Origin of the sequence: Mycobacterium sp. MYCO198283, from assembly GCF_021213805.1 — a bacterium.
Lineage (GTDB): Bacteria > Actinomycetota > Actinomycetes > Mycobacteriales > Mycobacteriaceae > Mycobacterium.
Window position 1 is genome coordinate 454,710 of sequence record NZ_JAJQJI010000001.1, and the last position, 20,199, is coordinate 474,908.

19 protein-coding genes are annotated in these 20,199 nt (G+C 71.0%); 4 read left to right on the forward strand and 15 right to left on the reverse strand.

Translation table 11 applies throughout. The features are described 5' to 3' along the window. Positions 1-2 precede the first annotated feature (2 nt). Genes LV457_RS02235 through LV457_RS02245 form a run of 3 tightly spaced genes read right to left on the reverse strand, consistent with a single transcriptional unit; the run spans position 3 to position 3,459 of the window. On the reverse strand, positions 3-1,568 hold the full coding sequence (locus LV457_RS02235) for a serine hydrolase (RefSeq protein WP_374198697.1): 1,566 nt from the start codon (positions 1,566-1,568) through the stop codon (positions 3-5). A gap of 18 nt (positions 1,569-1,586) precedes the next feature. After that, entirely contained in the window at positions 1,587-2,723 is a 1,137-nt protein-coding gene (locus LV457_RS02240) for an MBL fold metallo-hydrolase (RefSeq protein WP_232168731.1), read from the reverse strand. Position 2,724: 1 nt separating this feature from the next. Next, positions 2,725-3,459, reverse strand: a complete 735-nt coding sequence (locus LV457_RS02245; RefSeq protein ID WP_232168732.1) for an enoyl-CoA hydratase — start codon at positions 3,457-3,459, stop codon at positions 2,725-2,727. A 259-nt stretch (positions 3,460-3,718) separates the two neighbouring features. On the opposite strand from LV457_RS02245, the gene LV457_RS02250 reads away from it, so the two are divergent. Further along, positions 3,719-4,015 carry a DUF4193 domain-containing protein gene (locus LV457_RS02250; RefSeq protein WP_232168733.1) on the forward strand — a complete coding sequence of 99 codons (297 nt, stop codon included), beginning with the start codon at positions 3,719-3,721 and terminating at the stop codon, positions 4,013-4,015. Between the two features lies 1 nt (position 4,016). Here the strand turns inward: LV457_RS02250 and LV457_RS02255 are convergent, their stop codons facing one another. Genes LV457_RS02255 through LV457_RS02270 form a run of 4 tightly spaced genes read right to left on the reverse strand, consistent with a single transcriptional unit; the run spans position 4,017 to position 10,290 of the window. Then, positions 4,017-4,685 carry a DUF5336 domain-containing protein gene (locus tag LV457_RS02255; RefSeq protein WP_232168734.1) on the reverse strand — a complete coding sequence of 223 codons (669 nt, stop codon included), beginning with the start codon at positions 4,683-4,685 and terminating at the stop codon, positions 4,017-4,019. Positions 4,686-4,730: 45 nt separating this feature from the next. Continuing rightward, positions 4,731-6,581, reverse strand: coding sequence for an ABC transporter ATP-binding protein (locus tag LV457_RS02260; protein WP_232168735.1), 1,851 nt, complete (start codon positions 6,579-6,581; stop codon positions 4,731-4,733). Continuing rightward, the gene (locus tag LV457_RS02265) at positions 6,578-8,386 is read right to left on the reverse strand and encodes an ABC transporter ATP-binding protein (RefSeq protein ID WP_232168736.1); all 1,809 of its coding nucleotides are present in this window, start codon (positions 8,384-8,386) and stop codon (positions 6,578-6,580) included. Before LV457_RS02265 ends, LV457_RS02260 begins: the two co-directional genes overlap by 4 nt. Continuing rightward, positions 8,383-10,290: an ABC transporter ATP-binding protein gene (locus LV457_RS02270; protein WP_232168737.1), complete on the reverse strand. Its 1,908-nt coding sequence runs from the start codon at positions 10,288-10,290 to the stop codon at positions 8,383-8,385. Before LV457_RS02270 ends, LV457_RS02265 begins: the two co-directional genes overlap by 4 nt. A gap of 96 nt (positions 10,291-10,386) precedes the next feature. Here LV457_RS02270 and LV457_RS02275 point away from each other — a divergent pair, with 96 nt between their 5' ends. Both LV457_RS02275 and LV457_RS02280 read left to right on the forward strand, forming a co-directional pair. Then, positions 10,387-11,085 carry a response regulator transcription factor gene (locus tag LV457_RS02275; RefSeq protein ID WP_374198698.1) on the forward strand — a complete coding sequence of 233 codons (699 nt, stop codon included), beginning with the start codon at positions 10,387-10,389 and terminating at the stop codon, positions 11,083-11,085. Positions 11,086-11,090: 5 nt separating this feature from the next. Continuing rightward, entirely contained in the window at positions 11,091-12,458 is a 1,368-nt protein-coding gene (locus tag LV457_RS02280) for a HAMP domain-containing sensor histidine kinase (protein WP_232168740.1), read from the forward strand. Between the two features lie 10 nt (positions 12,459-12,468). On the opposite strand, the gene LV457_RS02285 is transcribed toward LV457_RS02280, so the two are convergent. Together LV457_RS02285 and LV457_RS02290 are read right to left on the reverse strand one after the other, a co-directional pair. Then, positions 12,469-13,020, reverse strand: a complete 552-nt coding sequence (locus LV457_RS02285) for a BON domain-containing protein (RefSeq protein WP_232168742.1) — start codon at positions 13,018-13,020, stop codon at positions 12,469-12,471. 19 nt (positions 13,021-13,039) lie between these two features. Beyond that, entirely contained in the window at positions 13,040-13,402 is a 363-nt protein-coding gene (locus tag LV457_RS02290) for an FKBP-type peptidyl-prolyl cis-trans isomerase (RefSeq protein WP_232168744.1), read from the reverse strand. A 56-nt stretch (positions 13,403-13,458) separates the two neighbouring features. On the opposite strand from LV457_RS02290, the gene LV457_RS02295 reads away from it, so the two are divergent. Continuing rightward, positions 13,459-13,707, forward strand: coding sequence for a DUF2630 family protein (locus tag LV457_RS02295; protein WP_232168746.1), 249 nt, complete (start codon positions 13,459-13,461; stop codon positions 13,705-13,707). A 195-nt stretch (positions 13,708-13,902) separates the two neighbouring features. On the opposite strand, the gene LV457_RS02300 is transcribed toward LV457_RS02295, so the two are convergent. The 6 genes from LV457_RS02300 to pdxH all read right to left on the reverse strand — a co-directional run bounded on the left by LV457_RS02300 (position 13,903) and on the right by pdxH (position 20,182). Then, on the reverse strand, positions 13,903-15,357 hold the full coding sequence (locus LV457_RS02300; protein ID WP_232168748.1) for an MFS transporter: 1,455 nt from the start codon (positions 15,355-15,357) through the stop codon (positions 13,903-13,905). 1 nt (position 15,358) lies between these two features. Further along, positions 15,359-16,666, reverse strand: a complete 1,308-nt coding sequence (locus LV457_RS02305) for a citrate synthase (RefSeq protein ID WP_232168749.1) — start codon at positions 16,664-16,666, stop codon at positions 15,359-15,361. Between the two features lie 77 nt (positions 16,667-16,743). Further along, complete coding sequence (locus LV457_RS02310; protein ID WP_232168751.1) at positions 16,744-17,385, reverse strand: TetR family transcriptional regulator; 642 nt, start codon at positions 17,383-17,385, stop codon at positions 16,744-16,746. A gap of 44 nt (positions 17,386-17,429) precedes the next feature. Beyond that, the gene (locus tag LV457_RS02315) at positions 17,430-18,065 is read right to left on the reverse strand and encodes a TetR/AcrR family transcriptional regulator (protein ID WP_232168752.1); all 636 of its coding nucleotides are present in this window, start codon (positions 18,063-18,065) and stop codon (positions 17,430-17,432) included. Positions 18,066-18,124: 59 nt separating this feature from the next. Beyond that, positions 18,125-19,399, reverse strand: a complete 1,275-nt coding sequence (locus tag LV457_RS02320) for an MFS transporter (protein WP_232168753.1) — start codon at positions 19,397-19,399, stop codon at positions 18,125-18,127. A 102-nt stretch (positions 19,400-19,501) separates the two neighbouring features. Next, complete coding sequence (gene pdxH, locus LV457_RS02325) at positions 19,502-20,182, reverse strand: pyridoxamine 5'-phosphate oxidase (protein WP_232168754.1); 681 nt, start codon at positions 20,180-20,182, stop codon at positions 19,502-19,504. Positions 20,183-20,199 lie beyond the last annotated feature (17 nt).

Sequence of the window (20,199 nt, forward strand, 5' to 3'; positions counted from 1 at the left end):
GCTCATCGGCGGAACACCCCGTTGTGGTTCTCGTCGAAGTACTCCAGCGTCAAGGCGTCGCCGTCGAACGTGGCCTTGGAGATCGAACCCGGTGGCGAATTCTCGGTCACCATGCCGAACGTGAACACGTTGCCGTCCCAGTGTTGCAGCGGCACTGTGAGGTTCGGCCCGAGCGCCAGCATCAGCGCGCCGCCCGCCTCGGTGACGGTGGCCGGCCCGTAGTACGGGTTGTCGTAGACGCCGGCATAGTCCCCCAGTGCCGCGGGCGGCGCCGGATTGGCGGGCCGAAGCTGGCCGACCAGCGAGCCGACCGGCTTCTCCATGGCCGTGTAGGCGCCGTTGTAGATCTGGTACCAGTCTTCGCGGATCTCACCGAACTGCACGAGGTCGGCGAATTGCGCGGTCAGTGTCTCGGGGACGCCGGCGGGTGTGGCGTTGGTGAGCGCCACGATCGCCACGTCCGCCGACGGCAGGATCACGAAGTTCGAGTTCGCGCCCAATTCGAAAGCGCCGGAATGGCTCAGCGACATTCGGCTCGCCGACGTGGTGCTGACGTTGAAGCCGTAGCCGTAGAAGCCGGACCGGGCGGCGGGCTCGGTGGCCCGGTCGGAGACGCTCTGCGGGGTGAGCGCCGGCAGCAACGCCTCCGCCGTCGCGATGCGCACGTTGCCCGACGTGCCGTTGCCCAGCAGCATGGTCAGCCAGCGGCTGAGGTCGTTGACCGACGAGCTCACCCCGCCGGCGGGTGCCTCGGCGTCGGGGTTGCGCACGTATTGCGGCTCGTAGTGGTCGCGCAGGTGGATGTGGCCGACGGCGCGGTTGGGCCGGGCTTCGAAGTCGGCGAACCGCGAGCTGGTCGACGTCATCCCGAGCGGCTCGTAGAGCGCCATCCGGCTCAGGTCCTCCCACGTCGTGCCCGCCGCCGCGGCCACCGCCTCGGCAGCCGCCGTCACCCCGAAGTTGGTGTAGGCGTAGGAGGTTCGCAGCGGCGCCAGCGGCAGCTGGCGCAGCCGGTCGAGGATGGAGGCCCGGTCGTAGCCCAAGTCCTCCAGCAGGTCACCGGCGTGGTCGGGCAGCCCGGAGCGGTGCGCGTAGAGGTCGCCGACCGTGACGAGCTGCGTCGTCACCGGATCCGACAGCGCGAACCCCGGCAGCTTCGACACCACCGGGGTGTCCCAGCCGACGACGTTGCGCGTCACCTGGCTCGCGACCACCGTCGCACCGACAGACTTCGACACCGACGCCAGCTGGAACACCGTGTCGGGATCCACCTTCTCGCGGGTGCGGACGTCGCGCACCCCGAAACCCTTGCTGTACACCGTTTTCCCGCCGTGCACCACGGCCACCGCCATACCGGGTATCCCCGATTTCGCCATGAGGTCGGCGGCGAGGTCGTCGAGCTTGCTCACCGCCTTGTTCACCGCGTCGTCGGGCAGCGGCGCCGCCGCGACCAGGGGCGGGGGGACGTCGGAGACGGTCGGGGACGCCGACGGGACGGATTCGTCGGGGCCGCATGCCGCCAACACCGTGCAGAGCAGGAGCGCGCAGACCGCGCGGGCTGACTTCACAGCCAGCACGCTAGCGGGTCAGGGCCGCCACCACTCCTCTTCCGCCGAGCGCCCGGGTGTCGGTTCGACCCGCTGCCCGGGCTTGGGGACGGCCACCGGCACCTGTTCCGGTCCGGCCGCCGCCAGCAACCGCTCGACGGGTTCTGCCCAGGGGTGCGGGGCCAGCCGGAACGTCGCCCAGTGGATCGGAATGAGCAGGCCACCAGCGGTATCGGTGAGGTCGCGGTGCGCGCGCACCGCCTCCTCGGGGTTCATGTGGATATCCGGCCAGGCCGGGTGGTAGGCGCCGACCGGCAGCAGCGTGAGGTCGAACGGGCCGTGCGCCACGCCGATGTCGGCGAAGCTGCGGGTGTAGCCGGTGTCGCCGCCGAAGAACACGCGGTGCGCCGGACCGCTCACCACCCAGGACGCCCACAGCGTGGTGTTGCGGGTGAGGAACCTGCCCGAGAAGTGGCGGGCCGGCGTGCAGGTCAGCGTCAGCTCGTCGACGGATGTGCTTTCGTTCCAGTCGAGTTCGACGATCCGGTGCTCCGGGATGTGCCACTCCCGCAGGTGCGCCCCGACTCCGAGCGGCACCACGAACGGGCAGCGCTGGCTGCGTGCGAGCGCCTCGACGGTGGCCATGTCGAGGTGGTCGTAGTGGTCGTGGCTGATGACGACGGCGTCGAGCGCGGGCAGGCTCTCCAATTCGGCGGGCACCGGGTGCAGCCGCTCCGGCCCGACCGCGTCCGACGGTGAGCACCGCTTGCTCCAGATCGGGTCGGCCAGCACCCGGTAGCCGTCGACCTCCACCAGGACGCTGGAATGCCCGTACCAGGTGGCCGCCAGCGTGCCCGCCGGTGCGCCGATGCCGGCGGGCTGCACCACCGGCACCGGCTTCGGGGGCCGCGTCGCCGACCTGTCCAGCAGCAGCTCGCGCAGCAGGGCCAGCTGCTGCTCGCGGGACAGGTCGACCGTCGACGACGGCTCGAGGTTGACGAAGGCGCCGTCGCGGTACTGCGGCGACCGGGCCGCCACCTCGCGGATGGCCAGCGGGCCGGCACCCAGCGCGGACGGCGCCCCGTGCAGCGCCCGCAGCACCCAGCTGCCTCCGAGCACGCCGGCGGTGCCGACCCCGATCCGCAGCGCGTGGCGCACGGCACCCCCCGCCGACACGTCAGGCGCCCGTGAAGTGTGGCGGCCGCTTCTCGATGCGCGCGACCTGAGCTTCGACGATGTCCTGACTCGACCAGGCCCGATCGAACAGCTCCTGGTGCTCGGGCCACGGCTCCTCGTAGGCGCCGTCGTCGTTGAGCACCCGTTTGGCGTGGTGCAGCGCCAGCGGCGCGTACCCGGCGATCTCCTCCGCCCAGGCCTGGGCGTCGGCCAGCGTGCCGAGGCGGTTGGCCATGCCGGTCTGCAGCGCGGCGTCGGCGGTGAGCCGCTCGGCACCCAGCAGCATGCTGCGGGCGCGGCCGGCGCCCACCAGCGACGTCAGCCGGCGGATGCTCCAGTTGTCGAGCGCGATGCCGTACTTCGCGACCGGGAACTGGAAGTAGGCCTCGGGCGCGACGACCCGCAGGTCGAAGATCATCGACAGGATGACCCCGGCGCCGATCGCCGGGCCGTTGATCGCCCCGATGACCGGCACCGGTGCCTTGTCGATCGCGACGTTCAGTGCCCGCGCCTTGTCGGGCAGCTCGTCGGCGACGCCTTCGCCGCCGGAGAGATCCGCGCCCGAGCTGAACACGTGGCCCTGGCCGGTGATGACGATGGCGCGCACGCCGTCGTCGACGCCCTGCTCCACCGCCTCGCGCAGGCCGTCGACGAGTTCGGCGTTGAGGGCGTTGCGACGCTCGGGCCGCTGCATCTCGAGGGTGAGGACACGGCCGCTGCGGGTCACACCAATCATGGCCGCCACCTTAGCCAGGATCTCCCCCGCTGCCGTCGCACCCGGCTCGATCGGCCGCTGATCTGACGGGTTGGTGACGTGGCCGCCCACGCCGTTTCCCCACCCGCGGATGTGCCGAATCGCTTGCGGTGGACCGCGTGGTGGAGTTCCCCGATCGGTGGGCACTCTCACCCTCGCGACGGTGGCGCCACGGGCACAAAAAACCGCCCGCGCGCGTTGGCACTGCTGCACAGACAACTTGATGAGAGGAGACAGGCGGATGCCTGTTGATTACGACGCTCCTCGCCGTGACACCACCGACGAGACCGGCGACGAGTCGCTGGTCACCCTGACGGTGACCCGCGACGACGACAAGGCCACGGTGGACGTCGACGAGGACGACGCGGCCGAGAACTTCGAACTGCCCGGCGCCGATCTCTCCGACGAGGAGCTGACCGTGCGGGTGGTGCCGATCCAGCGCGACGAGTTCACCTGCTCGTCCTGCTTCCTGGTGCACCACCGCAGTCACCTGGCCAGCGAGCAGGGCGGGCGGCTGATCTGCTCGGAGTGCGCCTGACCTACTGCTGCTGCGGCGGGTAGGGCGAGCCGTAGGTGGGCATCGGACCCCCGGTGGGTGGCTGCGGGTAGCCGCCCGTCGGGGGTTGTCCGTAGTAGCCGCCGTAGGCCTGCTGCGGCGGGCGGGGCTTGATGACCTCGCTGGCCAGCAGCAGGACCACGACCGCCAGCGCGAGCTGGATGAACGAGAGCACCAGCACGAGGATGAGCCCGACGCCGGCGTCGAAGCCTTCGCTCAGCGACACCATCACGAACAGCAGCGTGAGGAATCCCGCCAGCGCGGTGGCCGTCATCACCGCATCGCTGTTGGTCTGCTTCGGTAGCAGCGCGAACGCGGCGATCAGGCCCGTCACGAGCACCAGCGTCAAACCGGGCAGCCCGGAGCCCGCTTCGAAGAAGTTCGCTTCCATACTGCCCTCGACGAACGGCGCGAACCCCAGGAAGAAGCCGACGACGCCGAGCGCGGCGATACCGATCCGCAGGTAGAACGGCAGCCCCTTGCCGGGCGCCGCCGGAGCGCCGTACCCCGACCCGTAGCCCGACCCGTAGCCCGGCTGGGCGCCGAAACCGCCGGTCGCCGGGGCGTTGTAGCCCTGCGATCCCGGCGCACCGTAACCCGGTTGCTGCTGCGGCTGTTGTTGCGGATTCCCGTACGCGCCCGAGTACGTCATGCCCGGACCTTATCGAACGTCCCCGTAGGTTTCGCACCCCGCGCGTCAGACCAGTGACCGCCGCCACGCCTCGTGCAGTAAGGCGTAGGCGCCGTCGCCGCCGATCAGGTCACGCGCCGCGCCGTCCTCGACGATGCGGCCGTGCTCGGCCACCAGCACACGGTCGGCGATCTCGACGGTCGAGAGCCGGTGCGCGATCACCAGCGCGGTGCGGTCGGCGAGCACCGTGCCCAGGGCGCGCTGCACCAGCCGCTCGCTCGGGATGTCGAGCGACGACGTCGCCTCGTCGAGGATCAGCACGGCGGGATCGGCGAGGAAGGCGCGCGCAAAGGCGATGAGCTGGCGCTGCCCGGCCGAGAGCCGGCCGCCGCGCTTGGCGACGTCGGTGTCGTAGCCGTTCGGCAGGCCGACGATGAAACCGTCGGCGCCGACGGCCGTGGCGGCGGCGCGCACTTCGTCGTCGGAGGCGTCGGGCCGGCCGAACCGGATGTTGTCGGCGACCGTGCCGGAGAACATGAAGTTCTCCTGGGTCACCATGACGACGTGGCGGCGCAGCTCCTGTTGGGACAGCTGCCGCAGGTCCACCCCGTCGAGCGTGACGGCGCCCGCCGTGGGGTCGTAGAAGCGGGCGATCAGCTTGGCGATCGTGGTCTTGCCCGCGCCGGTGGTGCCGACCAGCGCGACGGTCTGGCCGGCGGGGATGTGCAGGGAGAGGTCGGGCAGCACCAGCCGGTCGGGGGTATAGCCGAAGCGGACCGCCTCGAAGCGGACCTCCCCGCGGACCCGTGGCAACGGTTGCGGCTGCGCCGGCTCGACGATCGCGGGCCGCTGCGCCAGCACGCCGGCCAGCTTCTCCAGCGCCGAGGCCGCCGACTGGAAGGTGTTGAAGAACTGCGAGATCTCCTGCATCGGCTCGAAGAACATCCGCAGGTACAGCAGGAACGCGGTGAGCGTGCCGATGGTCATCTGGCCGTGCAGCACGCGGTGGCCGCCGTAGAGCAGCACCACGCCGGTGGTCAGGTTGCCGACGAGCTTGACGCCCGGCATGAACACCGCGAGCAGGCGGAACGTCCGCTCGTTGTCCTCGCGGTAGCGGTCGGCGAGGTCGGCGAAGATCTGCTGGTTGCGCGGTTCGCGGCGGTAGGCCTGCACCGCCTTGATACCGGTCATGGTCTCGACGAACTGCACGATCACCAGGGCCGCGCTCTCGCGCACCCGGCGGTAGGTCTTCGCCGACTCCTCGCGGAACCACCACACCAGCGCCACCAGCACCGGGAACGCCGCCAGGCACATCAGCCCGAGCCGCACGTCGAGCACCACCAGCAGCACCGCCGTGCCGAACAGCGTCAGGATCGCGGTGATGAGGCTGTCGAAGCCGGTCTCCAGCATGTCCTGGATGGCCTCGACGTCGTTGGTCGAGCGGCTGACCACCCGCCCGGAGGTGTAGCGGTCGTGGAAGCCGATGTCGAGCCGTTGGAAGTGCCGGAACACTCGGCGCCGCAGCTCCTGCAGCACGCGCTGGCCGATGCGGCCCGACCGGCGCAGGAAGTACATCCGGCTCACGGCCTGGGTGCCCACCACCGCGGCCAGCCCGCCCAGGATCGTCAGCAGCTCGCGGGCACTGCCCCCGGACACGATCGGCGGGATGCCGTGGTCGATGCCGCGCTGCACCAGCAGCGGGACGCTCAACCGCGCCGCGTTCTCGACCACCACCACCAGTGCGAGCAGCGCGACCGTGAACCGGTAGGGCCGCAGCAGCGAGCCGAGCAGTTGGCGAGCCTCCCGGCGGCGCGGCCGGGATTCGTCGATGGGCAACTGGTCGTCGGCCGGATCGGTGTCGGCGAGCCGGCCGCGCCAGGACTCGACGTCCGTCGAGCGCTCGTCGGTGGCGGTCATCGGACTTCCATCGGCTCGTCGGCGTCGGCGGCCAACAGCTCCCGGTAGCGCGGCACGGTCGCGAGCAGCTCGGCGTGGGTGCCGACGTGGGTGATGGTGCCGGCGCCACGTGGTGTGCGGTCGAGGAGCGCCACCTTGTCCGCCAGCAGCACCGTCGACGCCCGGTGCGCCACGATGACGCCGGTGACGTCGGCCAGCACGCGCCGCAGCGCCTCGGTGACCGCCGCCTCGGTGTGGACGTCGAGCGCCGAGAGCGTGTCGTCGAGCACCAGCACCGCCGGCCCGGCGAGGATGGCCCGCGCGAGCGAAAGGCGTTGCCGCTGACCGCCGGACAGGCTCATGCCCTGCTCACCGATGCGGGTGTCGAGGCCGAACGGCAGGTCGTAGACGAAGTCGGCGGCGGCCACGTCGACGGCGCGGGCCAGCTCGTCGTCACTCGCCGGATTTTCCGGGGTGCGGCCGAGTCGCAGGTTCTCGGCGACCGACATGGAGAACAGCGTCGGATCCTCGAAGGCGGTGACCACCGCGGCGCGCAGCGCCGGCAGCGACAGCTCGCGGATGTCGCGGCCGTCGATGCGGATGGCGCCCTCGGTGACGTCGTAGAGCCGCGACAGCAGCGCCACCAGCACCGACTTGCCGGAGCCCGTGGCGCCGACCAGCGCCAGCGTCTCCCCCGGCTCGACGGTGACGTTGACGTGCCGCAGCACCCACTCGTCGGAGTCGGGGAACCGGAAGCCCACATCGTCGAGCTCGAGCCGGCCGCGGCGAGGGGTGTCGTGGCGCGGCCCGTCGGTGATCTCGCGCGGCGCGTCGAAGATCTCGGCGATGCGGTTCGCGGCGGTGAAGGACTCCTGCGTCATCGACAGCAAGAACCCGAGCGACGCGATCGGCCACACCAGCGACAACATCATGGTGATGAACGCGACGAGCGTGCCCATCGTGACGTAGCCGTGGCCGGCGGCGTAGGCACCGAAGCCCAGCACGACGATCAGCGTCAGATTCGGGATGACCTCCAGCAGGGTCCAGAACTTCGCGGACACGGCGATCCGGTCGACCTGCGTGCGGTAGAGCCGGGACAGCTCGTCGTCGAACCGGTCGTAGACGAGCTCCTCGCGGCCGAACGCCTTGACCGTCCGCAGCCCGTGCGCCGCCTCCTCGACGTGGGTGGCGACGTGACCGGACTGGTCCTGCGCCAACCGCGACAGCCGGGTGTACTCGCGCTGGAAGTGCAGCACCGTCGCGGTGATCGGCACGATCGACACCAGCACGACGACGCCCAGCGGCCAGTACATCGCCAGCAGGATCGACGTGACCGCCACGATCTGGATGCCGTTGAGCAGCAGGAACAACATGCCGAACGACATGAACCGGCGGATGGTCGCCAGGTCGTTCATGATCCGCGACAGCAGCTGCCCGGATTCCCACCGGCCGTGGAAGCTCATCGGCAGCAGCTGCAGCCGGGCGTAGAGGTCCTTGCGGATGTCGGCCTCGACGCCCATGGTGGCGCGGGCCGCGAGCCAGCGCCGGATGAACCACAGCACGGCCTCCGAGACGCCGACGCCGATGGCCGCGGCGCCCAGCAGCCACAGCCCCTGCTGGTCCTGCGCCCGCACCGGGCCGTCGATGACCGCCTTCGTCATCAGCGGGATCGTGACGGTGGCGCCGAGGCTCAGCAGCGCGACGGCCACCATCGCGACCCAGCGGAAGCGGTAGGGCAGCAGGTACGGCAGGAGCCGGATCAGGTCGGCGGAGGCACGGGGGCGGTCGCGGGGCGCGGCGATGGCCGGTTCACGGAACGCCGTCACGCCGCCACCGACTGGTCGCCGAACTGGGTGGTGTACAGCTCGGCGTAGCGGCCGCCCCGGTTCAGCAGCTCGCGGTGGGTGCCGCGCTCGACGATCCGGCCGTCCTCGACGACGAGGATGAGGTCGGCGGCGCGCACGGTGGACAGCCGGTGGGCGATCACGATCGACGTCCGGCCCGCCAGCGCCTCGGCGAGCGCCTGCTGCACCGCGGCCTCCGAGGCCGAGTCCAGTGACGCGGTCGCCTCGTCGAGCACCACGACCCGCGACCGGCCGAGCAGCAGCCGGGCGATGGTGAGGCGTTGCCGCTGCCCGCCGGAGAGCCGGTAGCCGCGCTCCCCCACGACGGTGTCGAGGCCGTCGGGCATCTCGGCGACCACGTCGGCCAGCCGGGCGCGGCGCAGCGCGTCCCACAGCTCGTCGTCGCCGGCGTCGGGGTTGGCGAGCGCCAGGTTCGCCCGGATCGACTCGTGGAACAGGTGGCCGTCCTGGGTGACCATGCCGACCGTCTCGCGCAGCGACGCGAAGGTCACGTCGCGCACGTCGACGCCGGCGAGCCGGATGGCCCCTGAGTCGACATCGTAGAGCCGCGCCAGCAGCGACGCGATGGTCGACTTACCGGCACCCGAGGAGCCGACCAGCGCCACCATCGCCCCGGGCTCGGCGGTGAACGAGACGCCGTGCAGCACCTCCTCGCCGCCGCGGTCGTCCAGCGTCGCGACCTCTTCCAGCGAGGCGAGCGACACCTTGTCGGCCGACGGATAGGAGAACCGGACGTCGTCGAATTCGACGGACACCGGGCCGTCGGGGATCGCCACCGCGTCGGGCGACTCGCGGATCAGCGGCTCCAGGTCGAGCACCTCGAAGACCCGCTCGAAGCTCACCAGCGCGCTGGCGATCTCGACGCGGGCGTTGGCCAGCGCGGTGAGCGGCGCGTAGAGCCGGGTGAGCAGCAGCGCCAGCGACACGATGGCGCCGGGCTGCAGTTGCCCGCCGATCGCCAGCGCCCCGCCCAGCCCGTAGACCAGCGCCAGCGCCAGCGCCGACATCAGCGTCAGCGAGTTCATGAAGGTCGACTGCAGCATCGACGAACGGACCCCGATGTCGCGTACCCGGCCGGCCTTGACGGCGAAGTCGCGGGACTCGGAGGCCGGATCGCCGAACAGCTTGACCAGCGTGGCGCCCGGCGCCGAGAACCGCTCGGTCATCTGGGTGTTCATGGTGGCGTTGTGGATCGCGGCCTCCCGCGACAGCCGCGCCATCACCGAGCCGATGCGGCGGGCCGGCCAGATGAACAGCGGCACCAAGAGCAGCGCGAGCACCGTCACCTGCCACGAGATGCCGAGCATCACCACCAGCGTCAGCGACAGGGTCACCAGGTTGGTGACGACGCCCGACAGCGTGTCGGAGAACGCGCGCTGCGCGCCGATGACGTCGTTGCCGAGCCGGCTGACCAGCGCGCCGGTGCGGGTGCGCATGAAGAACGCGACCGGCATGCGCTGCACGTGGTCGAACACCGCGGTGCGCAGGTCGAGGATCAGGCCTTCGCCGATGGTCGACGACAGCCAGCGGGTGACCAGCGCGATCGCCGCCTCCGCGACGGCGACCACCGCGATCACCACCGCGAGCAGCACCACGGTGCCCAGCGCGCTGTCGTCCCCGCTGCGGCCGGCGTCCGCGCCTCGGGTGATCACGTCGATCACCCGGCCCGCGAGCAGCGGCGTGGCGACCGCCAGCAGGGCGCTGAGCACGCTGACCCCGACGAACGCCGCGAGCCTGCGGTGGTGACGGTGCGCGAAGCGCCAGATGCGGCGCAGCAGCGCGCGGTCGGCCAGCGACCGCAGTTCGCCGCCGCGGGCGTGCATCTGCCGGTACAGCGTCCGGCTTGCCACCGATTCGAGGTTCACGTTTCCACCGTAGAACCTCAACAATGGTCGAGGTCAATTCGATTCCGGCGACGCACCTCCCGCGCCGCACGCCGTCGGTCGGGCAAGATGAGGTACATGGAGAGTGGCACCTCGCCTCGCTTGTTGGTGGTCGACGACGACCCCGACGTGCTGGCGTCGCTGGAGCGCGGGCTGCGGCTCTACGGTTTCGAGGTGTCCGCCGCGGTCGACGGCGCCGAGGCACTGCGCAGCGCCACCGAAACCCGGCCCGACGCGATCGTCCTCGACATCAACATGCCGGTGCTCGACGGCGTCAGCGTGGTCACGGCGCTGCGGGCCATGGACAACGATGTGCCGGTGTGTGTGCTGAGCGCGCGCAGCTCGGTCGACGACCGCGTCGCGGGCCTGGAGGCCGGCGCCGACGACTACCTGGTCAAACCGTTCGAGCTGCAGGAGTTGGTGGCGCGGGTCAAGGCCCTGCTCCGCCGCCGCGGATCGGCGGCGACGTTCTCCTCGGAGACCATCCAGGTCGGTCCGCTGGAGGTCGACATCCCCGGCCGCCGCGCGCGGGTCAACGGCGCCGACGTCGACCTGACGAAGCGGGAGTTCGACCTGCTGGCCGTGCTCGCCGAGCACAAGACGGCGGTGCTGTCGCGGGCGCAGCTGCTGGAACTGGTGTGGGGTTATGACTTCCAGGCCGACACCAACGTGGTCGACGTCTTCATCGGCTACCTGCGCCGCAAGCTGGAGGCCGGCGGCGCGCCGCGGCTGCTGCACACCGTGCGCGGGGTGGGCTTCGTGCTGCGGACGCAATAGCGGACATGAGCCTGCTGACCCGCGTCTTCCGCCGCACGCCCTCGCTGCGCACCCGCGTCGCGTTCACCACCGCCATCGCCGCCGCGATCGTCGTCGGGATCGTCGGGGCCGTCGTCTGGGTCGGCATCACCGGCGACCGCAAGGAACGTCTCGACCGCCGGCTCGACGAGGCCGCGGGCTTCGCGATCCCGTTCCTGCCGCGCGGGCTCGACGAGATCCCCAAGTCGCCGAACGACCAGGACGCGGTGATCACCGTCCGCAGCCGCGACCAGGTGACCTCCAACTCGGACGTCGTGCTGCCCGAGCTGCCGGCGGGCTACGCCGACACTTACGTCAACGGGGTGCGGTACCGGGTGCGCACCGTCGAGCTGGTGAACCCCGAGCCGATGACGGTGGCCGTGGGTGCGACCTACGACGCCACCATCAACGACACCAACAACCTGCACCGGCGGGTGCTGATCATCTGCCTGTTCGCGATCGGCGCCGCCGCGGTGGGCGGCTGGCTGCTGGCCGCGCTGGCGGTCCGACCGCTGAAGCGGCTGGCGCAGCAGACCCGGTCGATCGACGCCGGCGACGAAGCCCCCGACATCGACATCCGCGGCGCCACCGAGGCCGTCGAGATCGCCGACGCCGTCAAGGCCATGCTCGCGCGCATCTGGAGTGAGCAGGACCGCACCAAGGCGGCGCTGGCGTCGGCGCGCGACTTCGCGGCGGTGTCGTCGCACGAGCTGCGCACGCCGCTGACCGCGATGCGCACCAACCTCGAGGTGCTCGCGACGCTCGACCTGCCCGACGAGCAGCGCAAAGAGGTGCTCGGCGACGTGATCCGCACCCAGTCGCGGATCGAGGCGACGCTGTCGGCGCTCGAACGGTTGGCCCAAGGCGAGCTGTCGACGTCAGAAGACCACGTTCCCGTCGACATCACCGAACTGCTCGACCGCGCCGCGCACGACGCCATCCGCATCTACCCCGACCTCGACGTCTCCCTGGTGCCGTCACCGACCGTCATCATCGTGGGCCTGCCGGCGGGGCTGCGGCTGGCCGTCGACAACGCGATCGCCAACGCCGTCAAGCACGGCGGCGCCACCCGCGTGCAGCTGTCGGCGGTGAGCTCCCGCGCCGGCGTCGAGATCGCGATCGACGACAACGGCATCGGCGTCCCGGAAGAGGAGCGCCGGGTGGTGTTCGAGCGGTTCTCGCGCGGATCCACCGCGTCGCACTCGGGGTCCGGGCTCGGCCTGGCGCTGGTGGCGCAGCAGGCCGAGCTGCACGGCGGTACGGCGTCGCTGGAGGCCAGCCCGCTCGGCGGCGCGCGGCTGCTGCTGCGGCTTCCCGGCCCGCAGACCGGGCCGTTCGACCCGACCTTCGACTAGCGCTTCTTCACTAGGGCACCGTGATCTGATTCACGACGCCGACGTCCGGGAACAGCGCCTTGGCGGCGGTCTCGGCGGCGGCGCGGTCCGCCTCGGCGGGCGCGGCGCCCGTCAGCGTCACCTTGTCCGGGTCGCGTCGCAGCCCGAAGTTGGCGATCGGCTTGGCCGCCTGCAGCACGGCGGTCACCTGCGCGGTGTCGAACGGCATGGAGCCGGGATTGACCTGCATGGTGTCGATGACGTTCGCGTCGGTGCCGACGGCCGCGGTGATGGCGTCGAGCACGGCGGTGCGGGTCGCCTGCTCGGGCACGTCGCCGGCCACCGTCACGCTGTCGCCGTTGCGCGTCAGCACGAACGGCTCGAGCACCGGGTTGGGCACCCCGGGCAGCAGCGACGTCGTCGAGGTGGTCGCTGCCGGTGGCGGCGGCGCGGCCACCGTGCTGGTGCTCGTGCTGGTGACCGTCGAGGTGCTGGTCTGGGTGCCCTCGTCGCCCCCGCCGCACGCCGCAGCCGTCAGCGCGGCGACGGTCAGGGCTCCGAGCAGCCACATTCGCTTAGCCATGCCGCTGGCATACCCCGATTCAGCGGGTGGCGAGCAGGTCGATCACGAAAATCAGCGTCTTGCCCGACAGCCGGTGCCCGCCGCCCGCGGGTCCGTAAGCCTGCGCCGGCGGGATCGTCAGCTTGCGGCGGCCGCCGACCCGCATGCCGGGGATGCCGTCCTGCCAGCCCTTGATCAGCCCGCGCAGCGGGAACTCGATCGGCTGGTTGCGGCTCCAGGAGCTGTCGAACTCCTCGCCGGTGTCGTACTCGACGCCGACGTAGTGCACCTCGACGTTCGCGCCGGACACCGCCTCCGGGCCGTCGCCGACGGTGATGTCCTCGATGACCAGCTGGTCGGGCGCCGGTCCGCTGGGGAAGTCGATCTCGGGTTTGGTGGTCATCCCGTCAACGGTAGGCGGCCCTTTTGGGCGCGGCCCAGTCGGGGAACACTGCGAGGGTGGCAGAAGACGACGACACCTTGGCACGGATCCACGAGCTGGTCGCGGAGGAGAAGGAGCTGCGCGCCAAGCTGCAGGACGGCGACATCGACGAATCCGAGGAGCACACTCGGCTGCGGGCGGTGGAGACGCAGCTCGATCAGTACTGGGACCTGCTGCGGCAGCGGCGCGCCATCCGCGATGCCGGCGGCGATCCGGGTGAGGCCGAGGTCAGGCCCGCCGACACGGTCGAGGGCTACCTGAACTAAGAGCCGACGACGGCTTGCGCGTTCGTTCCTCGGCGGAACCGATGACCGACGTGCCCGCCTCCGAGCGACAACTCGGGCGGGCGAAGGGGGGACCGCGGCGAGGAGCGACTGCAGCCACCGTGCTGCGGCTCGGCAACCGCGCGTTGTCGCTCGGAGGCGGGCAACTCGGCGTGCGCTCCGGGCCACCGCCGGGCGTCAGCCCGGTAGCCGCTCGGCGGGCCGCTTCTCCGGCTCGATCAACGGGGCGAGCCGCGCCGCCGTGCGCTGCGCGCGCTGCGACGTCGACACGAACCCGAGCGCGGTGATCAGCACCCCGAGGGCGATGCACACGAACCACAGCGGCCGCGCGGACGACGCGAAGTCCGCACCCGTGGCCGCCAGCGCCGACCCGGTCACCGAACCGCAGAGCGCCACCCCGATGCTGACGCCGACCTGCCGGCTCGTCGAGGTCACGGCCGACGCGGCGCCGGCGCGGTCCAGCGGCATGCCGCTCACCGCCGCGTTCGTGACCGGCGCGTTGACCATCGAGAAGCCGATGCCGAACACCGCGAACACCACCAGCAGGTGCCACACCGGCGTCGTGGCCGTCAGGAAGGTGAGCATCACCGCCGCGACGGTGATGGTGACGCCGGAGATCACCAGCGGCGGCCGCGCCCCGTAGCGGCCGACGAGCCGGCCGGACAGCGGGGAGAACAACAGCCCGCCGATCGCGATCGGCACGTAGATGAACCCGGTGTGCATGGGCGAATAACCGCGCTCCCCCTGCAGGTAGAGCGACATCATGAACAGGAACGCACCCCAGGTGGCGAACGCCCCGATCGCGGTGACCGTCGCCGACGCGAACGGGACGCTGCGGAAGAACCGCAGGTCGATGAACGGATCTCGGCGGCGGGCCTCGTAGCGCAGGAACGCGCCGAAGGCCAGTGCGGCGACGGCGAAGACCGCGACGGTCACCGGGCTGGTCCAGCCGAGCCCCGGCCCCTCGATCAGTGCGAAGACCGTGCCGAACAGGAAGATCACCGCGAGCAGCTGACCGATGGGGTCGACGTTGCGCATCGTCGCCGACTTCGACTCCGGGACGAAGATCGCGGTGAGGGCCACCGCCGCCGCGCAGATCGGCAGGTTGATCCAGAACACCGCCCGCCAGCTGAGCCATTCGATCAGCAGGCCGCCGACGACGGGGCCCAGCACCATCGAGATGCCGGTCACCGCGCCCCAGAAGCCGAGCGCCCGGGCCCGCTCGACGCGGCCGGTGAACACCTGCGAGACGATCGACAGCGCCACCGGGTTGAGCATCGAGCCGCCGACGCCCTGCAGGAAGCGGGCCGCGATGAGCATCCCGACGGACGGCGCGAGGCTGCACAGCAGCGACCCGAGCGCGAACACCCCGAGCCCGATCTGGAATACGCGCCGCCGCCCGAACCGGTCGCCGGCGGCACCCGACAGCATCAGCAGCGACGCCAGCACCAGCGTGTAGACGTCGACGACCCACTGCAGGTCCGACGACGAGGCGCCGAAGTCGTCGCGCACGGTCGGCAGCGCGACGTTCACGATGGTGGCGTCCATCGACACGATGAGCAGGCTCAGGCAGCACGACGTGAGGATGATCACCTTCCGCCGCCCCGTGAGCTCTCCGGGCGCGGACGTCACATCAGCGCGCGTCGATGCTGCGGTAGTCGCGCTCGCCGTAGCCGGTGTAGATCTGGCGGGGGCGGCCGATCTTGCCGGGCTCGGAGTGCATCTCGCGCCAGTGCGCGATCCAGCCCGGCAGCCGGCCGAGCGCGAACAGCACCGTGAACATCCGCGTCGGGAAGCCGATGGCGCGGTAGATGAGGCCGGTGTAGAAGTCGACGTTCGGGTAGAGCTTGCGATCGACGAAGTAGTCGTCGGTGAGCGCCGCCTCCTCCAGCTCCTTGGCGATCGACAGCAGATCGTCGTCGCCGCCGAGCTTGCCGAGAATCTTGTCGGCCTGCTCCTTGACGATGCGCGCCCGCGGGTCGTAGTTCTTGTACACGCGGTGGCCGAAGCCCATCAGCTTCACGCCGGCCTCGCGGTTCTTGACCTGCTTGACGAACTCGCGGACGTCGCCGCCGCGCTCGTCGCGGATCAGCTCCAGCATCTCCAGCACCGACTGGTTCGCGCCGCCGTGCAGCGGGCCCCACAGCGCGTTGATGCCGCCCGAGATCGACGTGAACAGGTTGGCCTGCGAGCTGCCGACCAGCCGCACCGTGGACGTCGAGCAGTTCTGCTCGTGGTCGGCGTGCAGGATGAACAGCATGTCCAGCGCGCGGACGATCTCCGGGTCGACGGCGTACGGCTCGGCGGGCAGGCCGAACGTCATCCGCAGGAAGTTCTCGACGAGCGACAGCGAATTGTCCGGGTACAGGAACGGCTGGCCGACCGACTTCTTGTAGGCGTACGCGGCGATGGTCGGCAGCTTGGCCAGCAGCCGGATGGTGGACAGCTCGACCTGCTCGGGATCGTTGTAGTCGAGCGAATCCTGGTAGTAGGCCGACAGCGCGTTGACCGCGCTGGAGAGCACCGGCATCGGATGCGCGTTGCGGGGAAAGCCGTCGAAGAACCGCTTGAGGTCCTCGTGCAGCAGGGTGTGCCGCTGGATCTGCGTGGTGAAGTTCTCCAGCTGCTCGGCGTCGGGCAGTTCGCCGTTGATCAGCAGGTAGGACACCTCGATGAACGTCGACTTCTCGGCGAGCTGCTCGATGGGGTAGCCGCGGTAGCGCAGGATCCCCTCGGCCCCGTCGATGTAGGTGATGGCGCTCTTCGTCGAGGCGGTGTTGACGAAGCCGCCGTCGAACGTGGTGTAGCCGGTCTTGGCGAGCAACGAGCCCAGCGCGATGCCGTCGGACCCTTCCGAGGCCTTGACGATGTCGAGGTCGATCTCGCCGCCGGGGTAGGACAGCTTGGCGACCTGCGGAGCATCTGACGCGTTATCGGCCACGGGGATCCCTTCTCGTGCCTGTCGGGAAATGTCGAGCCTGCACCTAGAGAAAGTAGTCCCTATTCCGACGCAGTGCCCTACCGGGGATACCCGCTCACCCGCCACGGTGATCGCAGTCTGGAGAACATGTCGAAAGTCTCCGTCAGGTGGTCGCAGAGGGTGCGCGGATCGAGCGGTCCGGTGAGCGACGAGAAGGTGGTCGCCGTCAGCAGCGTGTAGATGTCGGTCACCAGCCGCACCGGCGCATCGGTGGGCCTCAGGCCCATGCGGTCGGCGAGCACGTGGACGGTCGGATCGTCGCCCACCCGCTGCTTGACCGCGAACGCCGAGCTGGTGAGCGACGGCGACGCGTTGACGATGCCGATGATCACCGCCATCCGGTTGAACGCGTCCGGGGCGTAGGGGCCGTCGGGGTCGAAGATCTCCAGGTGCGCCCGCCGCAGCGCCTCCAGTTCGCTGAGCTCGGCCGGTTGCTTCGCCAGCGCGGTGGCGACGTTCCTGGCGATCCCCTCGGCGAACGCCGCGATCACCGCGTCCTTCGACGGGAAGTAGCGGCTGAAGGTGCGCGGCGAGACCTCGGCGGCCGCGGCGATCTGCTCGACGGTGGTGTTGTCGTAGCCCTGCCGCAGGCACAGCTCGGCGGCCACGTCCACCAGCGTCTCCCGGGTGCGGCGCTTCTTGCGCTCGCGCAGTCCCGGTCGCGCCGACGGTTCGATCACGGCACCGGATGGTAGTCCCGGCGGCGGTGGGGCAACGCCCGCCCTCAGTCACACAGCGGGGTGACGAGGTCGATGAACCGGCCGTAGGTTTCCTCGAGGCGCTCGGTCATCACCTCCGGCCCGAGCGGACGGCCGTCGACGTCGTCGACGAGGTCGCCGCAGGCCGTCGAGATGATGGCCGACCACACCGTCTGCATCAGCAGCACCGTCCGGTCGTCCGGCGCGACCCCAAGCCGATCGGCCAGGTTTGCGGTGTACTGCGGCGGCCGGAAATCCGCGGCGGCGGCCTGCAGCGTGGGCGTCGAGTTGAGGACGCGCAGCATGTGGGTGATGCGCTCGGGCGTCACCTCGGCCAGCTCACCCGTCGACACCTGTCGCAGCACCTCGATGTGCGCCGCGTACATCGCCCGCAGCACCGGCATGTCGCGGGGCAGGCGGTCCATCTCCGCGGCGACGGCGAACGAGAAGTCCTCCAGCAGCGTCAACACCACCGCTTCCTTGGTGGCGAAGTACCGGCTGAACGTGCGCGGCGAGACGTCGGCCGCGGCGGCGATCTGTTCGACGGTGGTGTTGTCGTAGCCCTGCCGTAAGCACAGCCCGATGGCCGCGTCGACCAGCATCGACCGCGTGCGCAGCTTCTTGCGCTCCCGAAGCCCGGGTGCGACGGCCCCCAACCCCACGTTCGGAATCGTAGCTGCAGCGCGGTCCCGGCGGGCCGGGGACGGCGGCAACGACACGGTCAGCGCGGTGCCGCGGCGACGCGGTAGCGCACGAACGCCGGCACGGCGGCGGCCGCGACGAGCACCCCGACGATCACCAGCCCGCCGCCTCCGGCCGCAGCGATCGTGGTGCCCACCGCGGCGGCGGTGACGCCGTGCAGCGTGTCGGCGAGTCGCGGGCCGCCCGCCACCACCACGATGAACACGCCCTGCAGCCGGCCGCGCAGCTCGTCGGACGCCGCCTGCTGCAGGATCGTCGAGCGGAACGCCGCCGACACCATGTCCGCGGCGCCGCCGATCGCCAGGAACGCCACCGCCAGCCACAGCAGCGGCCCCGCAGCGCCGGCAGCCGACCCGCACGCCAATCCGAACCCGACCATCGCCGCACCCCACAGCACGATCGAGACGACGACGGCCAGGCCCTGGCGGCGGATGCGCGGCAGCCAGCCGGAGAACACCCCGCCCGCGACGGCGCCCACCGACATCGCGGCGGCCAGCAGCGCCATGGTGGTGCCGCCGTCGACGGGCCCGCCGAAGCTCTCGTGGGCGATCTGCGGGAACAGCGCCCGCGGCATGCCGAAGATCATCGCGACGAGGTCGACGACGAAGCTCATCAGCACGACCGTGTTGCCCGCCAGGTAGCGGAAGCCCTCCCACACCGCGCCGAAGCCGAAGGCGCCCGCCCGGTCTACGAGCTCGCCGACCGGGATGGGCGCCAGCCGGATCGTCGCCACGATGGGCGCCAGGCAGGTGATCGCGTCGATGGCGTACAGCGCCGAGAGATCCACCCAGCGCAGCAGGACGCCGGCGAGCAGCGGGCCGACGATGGCGCCGAACTGCGTCACCGTCATGGAGAGCGCGTTCGCGGCGGGCAGCTGGTCGCCGGGCAGCAGCCGCGGAATCGCCGCGCTGCGGGTCGGCGAGTTCATCGCGTAGAACGCCTGCTGCACCGCGAGCAGACACAGCACCACCCAGACGTTGTCGAAGGAGAGCGCGGCCTGCAGCCACAGCAGCACCGACGCCGCCGCGAGGCCGCACGAGGTGATGATCAGCAGCACGCGGCGGTCCATCGCGTCGGCCCAGGCACCGCCCAAGAGGCCGAAGACGATCAGCGGCACCAGCGCGAACAGGCCGGCGAGCCCGACGTACGCCGAGTTCTGCGTCAGCGCATACAGCTGCACCGGCACCGCGAAGATCGTGAGGTTGGCGCCGATGACCGTGGGGATGCTGGACAGCCACAGCCGCCGGAAATCCGGTGTGCGCAGCGGGGTGGTGTCGGCGAAGAAGCTGCTCACGGCTGGGCGAGCGAAGCGACGGGGAGTGGCACGGCCGGGGCGAGCGAAGCGACGGGGAGTGTCACGGCCGGGGCGAGCGAAGCGACGGGACAGAGGACCGCGTCACGGCTGCAGCCGCTCGCAGCGGCCCGTCGCCGGATACACCCGGATCCGGTTGTGCAGCCGGTTCTCGCGGCCCTGCCAGAACTCGACGACCTCGGGGGTGACGCGGTACCCGCCCCAGTTCGGCGGCACCGGCACCGGATCGGTGCCGGCGAACCGCTCGGTGACGTCTCGGAGTTGCCGGCGCAGCGCGTCCAGCGAGGCGATCGGCGCGCTCTGCTGCGACGCCCACGCGCCCAGTTGCGAGCCGCGCGGCCGCTTGTGCCAGTACTGCGCGGTCTCCTCGGCGCTGACCTTCGTGACGGGTCCGCGCACATGCACCTGCCGGCCCAGGTCGTACCACGGGAAGGTGATCGCCGCGTACGGGACGGCGGCCAGTTCGGCGCCCTTGGCGGAGCCGTAGTTGGTGTAGAAGGTGACGCCGGCGGCGTCGACCGCCTTGCACAGCACCGAGCGGCTCGCCGGGTGGCCGTCGGCGTCCGCGGTGGCCAGCACCATCGCGTTGGGTTCGGCCACCGAAGCTTGGCGTGCGTCGTGAATCCAGCTGTGCAGCAGCGCAAGCCAGCCCGACGCCGGGTCGGGGCCGAGCCAGTCGACGTCGAGGTCGCTGCTGCCGTCCTGCTCCGCCGATCCGTACTCGACGCGCATCGCCGCCAGCTGGTCGTTGTCCGGTTCCGCCACTCGCCTCACGCTACGCC

Excerpts from the sequence above, each read along its gene's own strand:
- LV457_RS02260 (WP_232168735.1), bottom strand. The coding sequence starts at position 6,581 with ATGACCGCCACCGACGAGCGCTCGACGGACGTCGAGTCCTGGCGCGGC.
- LV457_RS02290 (WP_232168744.1), bottom strand. The coding sequence starts at position 13,402 with ATGACCACCAAACCCGAGATCGACTTCCCCAGCGGACCGGCGCCCGAC.
- LV457_RS02255 (WP_232168734.1), bottom strand. The coding sequence starts at position 4,685 with ATGACGTACTCGGGCGCGTACGGGAATCCGCAACAACAGCCGCAGCAG.
- LV457_RS02275 (WP_374198698.1), top strand. The coding sequence starts at position 10,387 with ATGGAGAGTGGCACCTCGCCTCGCTTGTTGGTGGTCGACGACGACCCC.
- LV457_RS02245 (WP_232168732.1), bottom strand. The coding sequence starts at position 3,459 with ATGATTGGTGTGACCCGCAGCGGCCGTGTCCTCACCCTCGAGATGCAG.
- LV457_RS02250 (WP_232168733.1), top strand. The coding sequence starts at position 3,719 with ATGCCTGTTGATTACGACGCTCCTCGCCGTGACACCACCGACGAGACC.
- LV457_RS02280 (WP_232168740.1), top strand. The coding sequence starts at position 11,091 with ATGAGCCTGCTGACCCGCGTCTTCCGCCGCACGCCCTCGCTGCGCACC.
- LV457_RS02285 (WP_232168742.1), bottom strand. The coding sequence starts at position 13,020 with ATGGCTAAGCGAATGTGGCTGCTCGGAGCCCTGACCGTCGCCGCGCTG.